This is a genomic window from Flavobacterium selenitireducens, from assembly GCF_014748335.1.
GTDB classification, from domain to species: Bacteria; Bacteroidota; Bacteroidia; order Flavobacteriales; family Flavobacteriaceae; genus Flavobacterium; species Flavobacterium selenitireducens.
On record NZ_JAAVIY010000005.1, the window covers coordinates 1 to 13,564 of the forward strand.

General features: G+C 52.4%; 3 protein-coding genes. All 3 read left to right on the plus strand.

All coding sequences use genetic code 11. The features are described 5' to 3' along the window. Window positions 1-1,946 (plus strand): T9SS type A sorting domain-containing protein (locus HC229_RS09270; protein WP_191020206.1); only part of this gene is annotated, 1,946 nt, incomplete at its 5' end. Between the two features lie 181 nt (window positions 1,947-2,127). Next, the gene (locus HC229_RS09275) at window positions 2,128-6,432 is read left to right on the plus strand and encodes a hypothetical protein (protein ID WP_191020207.1); all 4,305 of its coding nucleotides are present in this window, start codon (window positions 2,128-2,130) and stop codon (window positions 6,430-6,432) included. Window positions 6,433-6,613: 181 nt separating this feature from the next. Continuing rightward, the gene (locus HC229_RS09280; RefSeq protein WP_191020208.1) at window positions 6,614-13,552 is read left to right on the plus strand and encodes a hypothetical protein; all 6,939 of its coding nucleotides are present in this window, start codon (window positions 6,614-6,616) and stop codon (window positions 13,550-13,552) included. The last annotated feature ends 12 nt before the right edge of the window (window positions 13,553-13,564 follow it).

The following is a 13,564-nucleotide window of genomic DNA, read 5'->3' on the forward strand; positions in this document are numbered from 1 at the left end:
ACGACAACGTGATCTTCTACCAGGATCTTGACGGAGACGGATTCGGCTCTGACGTACAAGCAGGCTGCGGCGTTTCCAACAACGACGACTGCGACGACAATCAAATCCTTTATGCAGACAACGACGGAGATGGATTCGGCAACAGTGCTACTCAATCTGCGTGCGGCGTGGCGAACAACCTCGACTGCAACGACAACGTGATCTTCTACGAGGATCTTGACGGAGACGGATTCGGCTCTGACGTACAAGCAGGTTGCGGCGTTTCCAACAGCGACGACTGCGACGACAACGATTCGCTTACTACGACGGGCGACACTTTCTATGCTGATGCAGATGGGGACGGTTTCGGAAACCCGATCGTTTCGGTGACGGCTTGCTCGCAACCTGTCGGATATGTGTCCAACAATACAGATTGTGACGACAATAATGCATCGATTTACCGGACTGGAACGTTTTACGTGGACAACGATGGCGACGGCTACAACAATGGAGCTACACAATCGGTTTGCTACGGCGAGACAGTTCCCGAAGGCTTCGTACAAGCGGATAACGGATTGGACTGTAACGATGCCAACGCTTCGGTTTACCGCACGGCTCAATTCTATGTCGACTTTGACGGCGACGGCTACAACAACGGGACCCAGGAGACGATTTGCTACGGCGCCTCAATTCCGTTCGGCTATACGAATGTCGACAATGGCCTGGATTGCGACGATACTTCCGACTCGGTCAATCCGGCTCAGGAAGAAATCCTCGGAAACGGTATTGACGACAATTGCAACGGCGTTACTGACGAAGGCGGGCCTCAGGTATTCAGCCAGGTATTGCCGTCACAATGCGGTACGACAATGGCTTCGATCAGCACGCTTATCGGCGCGGTCAGCAAAGCGCGTGCGACTTCATATCGCTTCCGCATTACCAACCTTACCAATAATAATGTTCAGACAATCGTCAAGACTGCACCTCACTTCCAGTTGACAGGTCTTGCTTCTTACGATTATGCCACGACATACGCCATCGAGGTCGAAGTCCAGATCGACGGAATCTGGGTAGGAAGCTTCGGTCCGGTTTGCAACGTTTCCACTCCGGCGATCCTCGATGAAGGCGGTTCGGCTTCGGTTACGCCATCGCAATGCGGCGGTACGTTGCCATCGTTGAGTTCGCTCATCGCCACGACAAGTATCCCGGGTGTAAAAGGCTACCGATTCAAAATTACCAACACGCTTACGAATGAAGTGCAAAGCATCGACAGGACCCAGCATTGGTTCTCATTGACGCAGTTGGCCTCGTTCAACTACGGTACGACTTACGTTGTGGAAGTCGCCGTCCGAACTAATGGTGACTTTACAGGATTCGGCGCGCCTTGTTTGGTTTCGACGCCAGATATTCCGACGCTCGTAAATTGTGACTACATCGCTCCGAGCGCTACCTCGCCAATAGCCACAGTAAGCTTGAACCGCGTGACGACGTATCGTTTCGAGGTGACCAATCTTTCGGATTTTTCTACCCAGGTTGTCAGCAGAACGCTACATTTCTTCTCGTTCTCTTATGTTCCCGACTACATTCCGGGCGGACAATATGCGGTTCGCGTATCGTTGATGACGTCAGGAAGCTGGAGTCCTTACGGTGAAGCTTGCCTTGTGACAGCTCCGGGAGCGGCGCGATCTTCCGTTAAGTCGGACGACACGTCGGCAGATCTTGCTTTCAGGGCGGTCGTATATCCGAACCCGTATTCGGAAAGTTTTGCGCTCGACATGGATGTCGTGGGAGACGAGAACGTCAAAGTGAAAGTATACGATATGATCGGGAAGCTTATAGACGAGCGCGAGTTTGGACAGGATCAGATCGAAATGCAGCAGTTCGGTGAGCGTTATCCGTCCGGAGTTTACAATGTGATCGTGACCCAAGGCGCCAATATCAAGACATTAAGGGTTGTCAAACGATAAAATTGTGTTGCTTTTTAAAATCAAACCTCTCGGAAACGGGAGGTTTTTTTTATGAAGTCTTAAAGATATTTTAATGTTTACAGTACAGTCTATCTGTAATAATTTAAGTATTTTTACTGGATGCCTTTTTTGAAGTTCCAACCTTCGGAAGGCCGTAATTATCCAAATTAAATTAACCTAGATGAGAAAACTATTACACTTCAGAAGTGTGGATTGGAGCATTTCATCGTTTCTATTGACACTGTTTGCGTTTGTGCTTTCCCCCGGAGCATTTGCCCAGGTAACGTTAGGGACGTCTCCTTACACACAAAACTTCGATGCCGGAACACTTCCGACAGGATGGACAACCAGGACAGGCGCCGGCTCGGCCGCTCTTGGATCGAATGTGACACCCTTGGCAGCAACGTCTACCGCTGCGGCATTATCCTGGGCGTCATCAAGCGGAAACTTTCGATTTGCAGCTTCTGCAAAGGCGCCGTTGACATCAACCAGCAACCAAGATACGCAAAAGGCTTCTTCGGATCGTTCGCTGTCCATCAGGGCGACCAATGATTTTGGTGATACCGGATCATCGTTCAACCTTCAGCTGGCCAACACACTGGGGAAGACCAACTTGTCGTTGACTTTCTCAGCCCAATTGCAAAACATACAATCAAGGACGACAACCTGGGCCGTTCAATATGGCACCGGTACAAACCCTGCTTCTTATACACAATTGACGACGTTCACGGACCAATCCCTAAACGGAGGTGCCTGGGGCGTTCAGCCGATCACGGTCAATTTTGGCAGCGCATTGGACAATCTCACCGGCAACGTCTGGATCCGGATCATCAGTCAAGGCTCTACGGGAAGTGGAAGCCGCTGCACATTCGGTATCGACGATGTAAGCCTTTCCTTCCAGAACCTTCAAGCCACGCCAACCACGACCTCCATCACACCGTCTTCTGCCACGGCCGGTGATGCTGGATTCACACTAACGGTCAACGGAACGAATTTCGTTTCCGGATCTTCTTCGGTAACCTGGAACGGGGCCGCGAGGACTACGACATTCGTCAGTGCAACCGAACTTACCGCCTCAATCAGCGCTGCCGACATTTCGGCCGTTGGAAGTTACGCTGTGGGTGTCACCACGACAGGCGCCGCTGCAGCCTCGAATACGCAAACTTTTACGGTCAATGCCCCTGCGACGCCAAACCTCGCGATCACCGGCACCACTGCTCATGGCTCGGTTTGCCCCGGAACTGCGGCGACTTCCTTACAATATACCATTACGAACTCGGGGCTTTCGGCTGCCAATAACCTTTCGGTGGTTTCTGATAATCCGGATTTCGTCGTAAGCGGGCTTTCGGCTACGTCTGTTGCGGGCTCAAACGGAACGGTAACCTTCAACGTGACTTTCACGCCTGCTACTGCGGGATCGAAAACCGCGACGATCACGGTAAACAGTTTGACCGCTGGAGCTAATTCGCCCACGATAGGCTTGACCGGGACAGGAATTACACCTGTCGCAGTTTCGGTTTCAACCGTTTCCGCCAACGGCATCAGCAATACGGTGGCCACGCTTAGAGGGAATTTGGCGACACTTGGTGTTTGCCCGGCTACGACCCAAAAAGGGTTTGTTTATTCCCTGACGTCGGCCAACAGTAATCCCGAACACAACGGTGCCAGCGTGACCACGCAAAGCGTCATCGGCTTGGTTACCGGGGCGTTTAACTTACCGTTGTCGAGCCTGGCTCCGAATACATCTTATTCGTTCAAGGCCTATGCTTTCGACGGAACGACTTACACTTACGGGACGCTCGAAACTTTTTCGACGCTCGCGGCCGCGAACCAGTTAGCGTTCGTAGGTGTTCCCACTACGGGCAACGCAACTTTGGCTGTGCAAACGTTTACAGTCGAAGCCAGAAGACCTGATAATTCAATCGATACCAATTTTACAGGAACCGTAACCTTGACAAAAGCGTCGGGCCCGGGCGTTCTTAGCGGAACACTGAGTGTGGCCGCAGTAAATGGAGTCGCTACGTTTTCGACGGTGACTTTCGGATCTGCCGGAACCTATACGCTTCACGCGGACGCTGGGACACTTGCGCAGGCGACCAGTGGCAACATCGTGATTTCCCTTACGCCGGTCAGCATTTTTGCTAACCCGATCACTGGATCCAATCCTGGGCAGACAAGTCCTTATACGAATGGGCAAACGGTCGACGCGAATCTGACTGTCAGCGGAATTGTCCGCGGACCAGGCCTAAGTGGCGCAGATGCGGATAACCGTTACAGTGCTACATCATTTTCGATCCCGGCGACGCTTGACCAAAGCGATTATTTCGAATTTAGGCTGACGCCGACGCCAGGTCACAAAATTAATTTCTCTGAATTGCAATACACATCCCAGAGATCAACCACGGGACCACAGCTTTTCGCTCTAAGGTCGAGTGTGGATAATTTCAGTCAAAACATAGCAACTCCGACAAATACCGGAGGGACATTTTCATTATCGGCTTTCCAGAATGTGCAATCTGAAATTACGTTTAGGCTGTACGGCTATAATGCAACAAGTGCGACCGGCACTTTTAGCGTGAACGACTTTACGTTCAAAGGAAATATCCTTTGCGCCGATCCGCAAGTATTTAACGTAACCGGAGGCGGCGCCACTTGCGGTTCAAACGGGCTAGCTATCGGGCTGTCCGACTCTCAGCAAGGCTTCAGTTATCAATTGCTCAGAGATGGGAATAACGTAGGGAGTGCAGTTGCAGGAACAGGAGACGCGATTAGCTTCGAAAGCCAATCTGTAGCAGGGACGTATACCGTTCGGGCGACCAACTCGCAAGCGGGTTGCGACAATGTGATCGTGATGAACGGAAGTGCCGTTATCTCGCTCTCCAACACGAATACTTGGGTGGGAACCGTCGATAAAAACTGGCAAAATGCGGCCAACTGGTCGTGTAACACAGTTCCGACAGCTTCAAGCGATGTCGTGATCAATATTCCGACTCCCGGAGGTGTTGAAATCACGTCGACTGCGTTCGCGAACTCGCTGACAATCTCCAACGGGGCATTGCTTACGATCCTTAGCGGACACGATCTTACCGTAACCGACGTCGTCAACTCGACAGGCGGAAATCTCACCGTGGCCAACAACGCAAACTTGATCCAAATCAATGACGTGGACAACTCTGGTATCGCGAAAGTGAGGAGAAACAGCTCGGCTTTGATCCGCCAGGATTATACGCTTTGGTCGTCCCCGGTTTCGGGTCAGGATTTGCTGGCATTCTCGTCCCAGACGCTGACCAATCGATTTTACACTTATAACAGCGCTACGAACGCTTACGTGTCGGTTGCGGAACCTAACACAACGGAATTTGCCGAAGGCCAGGGTTATCTTATCCGATTGCCGAACAACCATCCTACGACACCGACGATCTGGGCCGGAGAATTTAACGGAACACCGCGCAATGGAAATATTTCCGTGGCGCTGAACAACGGTGGCGAAGGTTTCCGCTTCAACGCAGTGGGTAATCCCTATCCGTCCGCGGTCAATATGTTCACGTTTGCGAGCGACAACCAGGCCAACATTACGGGAACGCTTTACTTCTGGCGCAAGACCAATAACGCTGCGAGCCCAAGTTATTCCACGTGGACAGCCGGCGGCGGTTTCCTATCTAACGGAGAGGCACAAAACGTCAACCCTAACGGGATCCTGCGCACCGGCCAAGGCTTCATCGTCGAAGCATCGGCAACAGGAACGGAACTGGTATTCAACAACGCACAGCGCTCAGGCGATAACGCCAACCAATTTTTCCGCCAAAATCAAGAGATGGAGCGTCATCGCGTTTGGCTCAATGCGACGAACGCAACTGGTGCGTTTAGCCAGGCACTTGTCGGATATATCGAAGGATCAACGCTTGGTAACGATGCCCATATCGACGGAAAATATTTTAACGACGGAGAAATCGCGCTTTACTCTTTGATCGAAGGCGAGCGCTTCGGAATCCAGGGCCGTCCGCTTCCATTTGAAGATACGGATGTTGTCCCGATGGGTTTCAAAGCAACGGTTGCCGGTAGTTACGCAATTGCAATCGACCATATGGACGGTTTGTTCCTCGAAGGACAGGACGTGTTCCTCAGGGATAACCTGACCGGAACGATCCACGATCTTAACGACGGGGCTTATACTTTTGTGAGTGAAGCCGCTACTTTCAATACGCGCTTCGAGGTCGTTTACCAAAATGCGTTGAGCGTCGACAACCCGTCGTTCAACCCGAACTCGGTGATTGTTTACAAGCGGGGCAATGGGTTTGTCGTGAATTCCGGAAACATTGAAATGAGTGCCATTCAAGTGTTCGACGTCCTGGGCAAGCGCGTCTACGAACACTCGGACATCAATGCCAGCGAAACTTTTGTTCCGGCTACCGAGGCCAATCAGGTGTTGATCTTCAAGATAAAGGCTTCGACCCAGGCTGAAGTGACCAAGAAAGTCGTCAACTGAGAAACCAGTCGACTTCATATAAAACCCTCTTGCTTCGGTAAGAGGGTTTTTTGTTGGTGTGCAGTTAGTCGAGTGATAAACAAAAGTTTAACTATCGTCTACCGATTAAAGGTAAATCAGAGTAAGTATCTTTACAATATGCGAATATTCCCAAATTCTCGCAGCATTTAAACCTACTACTATGAAACAACGACTACCTATTTTACGGTGGGGCTTCATGGCATTTTTGCTTTTGATCCCGAAGGCTTATTCACAAAACACCGTTTTTACCGAAGATTTTTCGACCTCAGCAGGAACGGCTTTTACCACAGCGACGGGACCTATCGGCACGAGCCCGATTTGGAGCTTCAGCCGCAGTGGGAGCGACTTTGGCGCCAGAATCAACGCTGGAAATCTCACACTCACGAACGATGCCGGCGGAACGTTCAACAACTACGGTTGGGGAATGGCTTCTACCAATAATGGAAATTTCGCCGCCCCGTTCACTAATGTCCTGGCCAGCAATCCCGGAACGGTTTCTTGGTCGTTCAACATGCGGCAAATACGGTCCAATCCCGGAGGATTCAATACCACAACCTACGCTTCGGCCTTTATTTTGGCGGGGACATCTGGAACAACGAATGTTTCAGGTACGGGCTATGCGGTGATTCTCGGAAATTCCGGTACGGTCGATCCCGTTCGCCTCGTCAGATATACTTCAGGATTAAGAACTTATACGACCTTGGTGCAATCCACTACGACCGGTTTGACCGATTTCGGAAACCAGTACCTGAGCCTTCGCGTCACTTATACGCCAAGTACGAATACGTGGCAATTGTTCGTCCGAAATGACGGCACCACACCATCGGTCGACCCTTCCACGGGGACACTGACGCCACAAGGTACGGCAGTAAGCAATACGTATACGACCTCGGCTTTGCCAATTACCGCAGCGTTTTGGAATGGAGGGATCGGAACATCGCAAACTGCCATATTCGACAATTTCCGTGTTACCGTCGCGGTTCCGGTGATTACCTCGCTTTCACCTTCGTCCCGGGTTGCGGGAACCGGTGCTTTTACGCTTACCGTCAACGGCGCCAATTTTGTCAACGGGACCAGCGTCGTGAGATGGAACGGTTCAAACCGACCGACTACTTTCGTGTCTTCCACCCAACTAACGGCGGCTATTACCGCTCAGGACATCGCAAGTTCGGGTTCGGCCTCGATAAGCGTTGCGAACGGGGCGGGAGTTTCAAATTCATTGCCGTTTACGATAGATCTCGCCGGTGTTCCTGCGATAACGCTTTCGTCGAGTTCGTTGAATCCGGTGACGACGGTGACCGGAACGCCTTCAACAGCCCAGACGTACACCGTCAGCGGAAGCAATCTCACGGCCGATGTCGGCATAAGCGCACCTGCGAACTTTGAGATTTCGACAAATGGAACAACTTATTTTCCGACACTTAACCTGACACGAACCGGCAACGCACTCGTGGGCCAGCCCGTAACGGTGTATGCGCGGCTCAGGGCTTCGGCACCGGCGGGAATTTATTCGGGAACAATCGATCATACGACTACTGGAGGAACGACTAAGCAAATCGCCGTATCAGGAACGGTCCAGGCGGCCCAACCTACCGCCGCTGCGACAGGAGTAACTTTCACGAACGTTACGTCCTCTTCGTTCACCATCAACTGGGCCAACGGAAACGGCAGCAACCGTCTCGTCCTGGTGCGGTCAGGAGCTGCTGTCAACGCCGTTCCGGTCGATGGGCAAACTTATGCTGCCCAGGCCGCTTTTGCAGGCGGGTCTGAAATTGGCACGGGCAACTTCGTGGTGTATTCCGGTTCCGGTTCTTCGGTGACCGTCACGTCTCTTTCTCCCGCGACATCGTACCATGTTTCGGTTTTCGAATTCAACGGATCGGGAACAACTGAAAACTATCTTACAACGACTCCTGCCACCGGCAACCGTACGACGCTCAACGCTCCCGTCGGATGGCAGATCTATGCCGCCAATGCTGTCAATACGATCAATTTCGACACGACCGTCGACGGTGTGAACCTCAATTCGTTCGAGGGCGACGGTTTGGAGCCGACGGCTAGCGCAGGATCGCTCAACTCTAATGCGTGGGCGATTACCGGGTTCAGCGACGGCAATATCGCTTTTGGCGGAACATCGCCGGAAGACAGCGATTTTGACGGAGGTGTTTCCAACGGAGGCGTCGCCGAAAGCGGTCTCTACGCATTTGATACGCCTCAGGGCGACCGAGCGCTCGGGATACAGCCTTCTGGGACCGATTTTGCTCCGGGTACAATAACGCTTCGGCTTCAAAACCAGACGGGCGCGCCTATCACATCGCTGAACCTCGCGTACAAAGTGTATGTGTACAATGACCAGGCTGCTTCGTCGAGCTTCAACTTCAGTTATTCAGGCGACAATGTTACCTATACGAGTGCCTCCAATCTCAATGTGTTGTCTCCGGCTGCAGCCGATGCGGCCCCGGAATGGAAGGCGTATTATCGCGTAATTACCATTACGGGCCTCAACGTCCCGAGCAATAATTACTATTATCTCAGGTGGACGGGATCTGCCGTTATCGGGTCGGGTGAGTTCGATGAATTCGCCTTGGACGATATCGTTGCAGTTGCGAACCCGACTTCGAACTTCGCACCGTTCGCCGGAACTGCCGAAAGCTTTGTGCTTCAGGGCAACGCGACGCTTTCAAACGATTTGACCGTCGCTGGCGGCATCGTCTTCAACGCCGGCAAATTGGACGTCAACGGCCGGACACTCGCCCTGAACGGACCCATCACGAACACTGCCATAGGCGGCCTCAAAGGTGGCGGGACAAGTAACCTTATCCTTGGCGGATCGACAAGCGCTACTTTGAGTTTCGACCAAACCACGCCTGGCGTGACGAACGTTTTTAACGATTTTACGGTAGCCACTACGGCGACCAATACGATGAATGTCGGCAACGCACTCGTGGTAAACGGACAGCTTTTCGTTGCAACAGGACAGACGCTGAACGTAAACACCGTTCAGTTGTCCGGAGCGTTAACTTCCATTACGAATAACGGGACGATCCTGAGCTCCAATATTACCAATACAGGCTTGCCTTCGGGTAAAACCTGGAACGGATTGGGCTATGTGCACTACAATGCGGCTTCCGGAGTCCAGACCATCGCGCCGGGAACTTACAACAGGCTGAGGTCGTCTTCGCCAGGCGGATCGGTTTTAGGTGGAGCCGTCACCGTCAACACTATTTTGAACCTGCCGACAGCAAACCCATCGGCCACTTTAGGCAGCCTCCACACCGGATCGTTTGCCTTGACAATGGGGCCAAGCGGAACCAACACCGGAATCGGGGATGTAACCGGCGTCGTTACCAGAAACAGTATCACGACGAACGTGCTTTACACCATGGGTCATGAAAATATGGCCATTTTGTTTCCACCGGTAGGAACGCTTCCGACCTCGATGAGCCTCAAGATTACAATTGGAACGGCTCCGGCTTGGAGGCCCGGCGCAATCAATCGCGTCTACGATTTCATCCAGACAGGCGGTTCAGGAACGAAGGCGTTGATCAGGGCGCGCTATCTCGATTCCGAGCTCAACGGCAATAACGAATCACGCCTTGTCGATTGGGCGCGCATTGTTTCTACGAACACTGTTCTTGAGCAAGGGCGATCGAACTTCAGCACTTCCGAAAATTTCGTCGAGCTTTCGAATGTCAACGTCGGGTTGTATTTTACCTCTACTTTCGACCAGGTTTTGCTGACGTTGGATGAATCCGAAGCGAACGTGCTGACCTGGAACGGGTCGGTGAGCGATTCGTGGACGACTGCCGCGAACTGGACGCCGAACGCAACACCATCCGACGTCACCCAGGTCATCATACCGAATGCGGCAACGACACCAAATGATCCGTTGCTCAATCCTGCCGTATTGCTTGGGTCGCTTACGATCGAGGCCGGAGGTATCCTCAACGCACCTGCAAATTCTCAGTTTACGATAAACAATGGTGCGGGCGCCTGGATCAATAACGGTACGTTCAATCCCGGAACAGGAACGAGCCGCGTCATTTTCACGAATCTTGACGCCTCGATAGCGGGAACCACGAATTTCAATAACGTCACGATCAATGCGGGTGCAGGTTTGCGTCCGATCACCAACAACATTATGCGCATTTCGGGAGAATTTATCCGCAATGGCAACCTGTTGACGGCGGCCACGGAAAATACCGTCGAATTTATTGGAACGAACCAAACGATACCGTCGCCAAACGGGTCGTTGCCAGCTTACAATAACCTGATCATAAGCGGTACGGGCGCCATCGTGCCACCGGCGTTGAACGTGACGGGCAATTTGACGTTGAACCAACCCGTCAGTTTTTCGGGATCGACCGTGTCTTTTATCGGAACGGAGAACCAGTTTCTCAGCGGAACTTCGCAGGCTGCGTTCAACAATCTCACAATCAACAAAGCGACAGGCTACCTAGGGTTGCTCAATTCGGCAACCGTGGACGGCACCTTGACGCTGAGCTCCGGAAATGTCCGTTTGGGCGCGAACAACCTGACGCTGGGCGCAAATCCCGTCGCCGGAAGTTTTTCTGCCTCGAGTATGATCATCACGGACGGAGCCGGACAACTCCGACGCAACTTTACCGCTCCGGGAAGCTTTACGTTTCCGATAGGGGAGCGCACCGGTACGCTGGACTATTCGCCAATAACGGTTTCGGTAACCGAAGGAACGTTTTCCGGGGCTTACGTAGGCGTTTCGGTAACAGATGCGAAACATCCGAGCAATTCGAGCATGAACAATTATCTGAGCCGTTACTGGAGCGTCAACCAATCTGGGATAACCGGAGCCGTTGCTACCGTTACCGCTAATTATAAGCCCGAAGACATCGTCGGTTCGGAAGCCGGCATCAGTTCCGCACAGCTTAACGGAAACTTCAACCAGGTAACCAACCCGTGGATCAAATTCGGGCCTTTGTCGAGCAATACGCTCAGTGCGACCGGCGTGACGCTTACAGCCGGAAGGACGTCAGCGTTTACCGGACTTACGGGAGCGGCAGTCGAGGTCGACATTTCAGGATACGGATCGTTTTGCCAGAATGCCTCGGTTACGCTGACCGCTACTGCCGTCGGAGGAAATCCGCCCTATAGCTACTCGTGGTCGAACGGTTTGGGAACTGCCTCGACGGCAACGCCTCCCACAACGGCAATCGGAACCTTCAATTATACCGTGACGGTAAGGGATGCCAACGGTATTCTTGCGACCGACACGGCCGAGGTTACGGTAGTCGAAATTACGCAAGGTGGAAGCGTCTCGCCGAACCAGTCGATTTGCTCCGGTGGTCTTGCAAGCAACCTGACATTGTCTGGAAATGTGGGCAATGTCGTGTATTGGCAAAGTTCTACAGATGTCAATTTCGCGACAGCGACCAATATCGGGAATACGGCAACGGTTTTGACTTCGGCTCAAATCGGTCCGTTGACGGCAACGACCTATTTCAGGGCTGTCGTGCAGAACGGAAACTGTGCTGAGGTATTCTCGCAACCGGCGATCATCTCGGTCAGGACTTCTACCTGGAACGGAACCGCCTGGAGCGATGGTGTTCCGGACAGCGCAACGACGGCAATTATTTCCGGTGACTACACGGCCATTGCCGATCTTACCGCGTGCACGCTTACGGTCAACAACGGAGCGGCAGTCAGCATCCCGTCAGGGTTTGACGTGACGCTTACGGGTGCTTTGACGGTTGCCAGCGGAAGTTTTACGCTGGAGAACAACGCGAACCTTATCCAGGTCAACGATGTCGACAACAGCGGCAACATCGTGGTAAAACGCAATACGAACGCCCTCATGCGCCAGGATTACACACTTTGGTCGGCGCCCGTTGCAGGCCAAAACTTGCTTGCATTTTCCCCGATGACGCTGGCCGGACGATTCTACACGTATAATTCCAACACCAATATTTACGTATCGGTTCCGCCGGCAAGCACGAATTTCAGCACAGGGAAAGGCTACTTGGTAAGATTGCCGAATAACCATCCGACTACACCTACGATCTGGACGGGACAATTCAACGGAGTTCCGAACAATGGCGACATTACCGTAGGTTTGGTAAACGGTGGGGAAGGCCAACGCTTCAATGCGATCGGAAACCCATATCCTTCACCTGTCGATATGGAAGCGTTCGTCACCGATAATGCCGACAACATCACCGGAACGCTTTATTTCTGGAGGAAGACCAACAATCCGGTAAGCCCGAGTTATGCATCTTGGACTGCCGGCGGCGGATTCGTGACCAACGGGGAAGCCCAGGCATTTGATCCCAACGGAATTTTGAGGACGGGCCAGGGATTCTTCGTAGAGGCTTCGGCATCGGGAACCGAGGTGGTATTCAACAACGCTCAGCGTTCGGGTGACAATGCCAATCAATTCTTCCGACAGAATCCAATCTCGGAGCGCCACAGGATTTGGCTCAATGCGACCGGCAGCAACGGCGCTTTCAGCCAGACTTTGGTAGGCTACATCGGTGGCTCGACATTGGGCAACGATGCGGGAATCGACGGTAAGTTTTTCAACGACGGGGAAATCTCGCTTTATTCGCTTGTGGCCGATGAACGATTTGTGATCCAGGGTCGACCGATTCCTTTTGCCTCTTCGGACATCGTGCCTTTAGGTTTCAAAGCAACCACAACCGGAAGTTTCTCGATTGCGATCGATCATGTCGATGGTTTGTTCGAGAACGGACAGGATGTATATCTGAGAGACAACCTAACGGGCATCGTACACCTGCTTGGATCTGGCGCTTACACGTTTGCGTCGGAAGCGGGAACGTTCAATTCGAGGTTCGAACTCCTTTTCGAAAGTGCGTTGGGAACTCCTGATCACGATGTTTCGGAGGCGATCATCGTCTATAAGAATGGCGACAACCTGATCGTAAACGCCGGGTCGGTCGTCATGAAGTCGATACAGGTATATGATGTTTCAGGCAGGCTGATCCAGAGCCGAGAAGCTATTAACGCTTCAGAAGCGACGTTGCGTCCGGGCCTTGCCAACCAGATGTTGCTTTTGAAAATAGAAACGACGGAAGGAATCCAAACCATCAAGAAGACCAGTTTCTAAAACTCCAAAAAT

Coding starts and splice junctions, on each gene's coding strand:
- HC229_RS09275 (WP_191020207.1), top strand. CDS start 2,128: ATGAGAAAACTATTACACTTCAGAAGTGTGGATTGGAGCATTTCATCG.
- HC229_RS09280 (WP_191020208.1), top strand. CDS start 6,614: ATGAAACAACGACTACCTATTTTACGGTGGGGCTTCATGGCATTTTTG.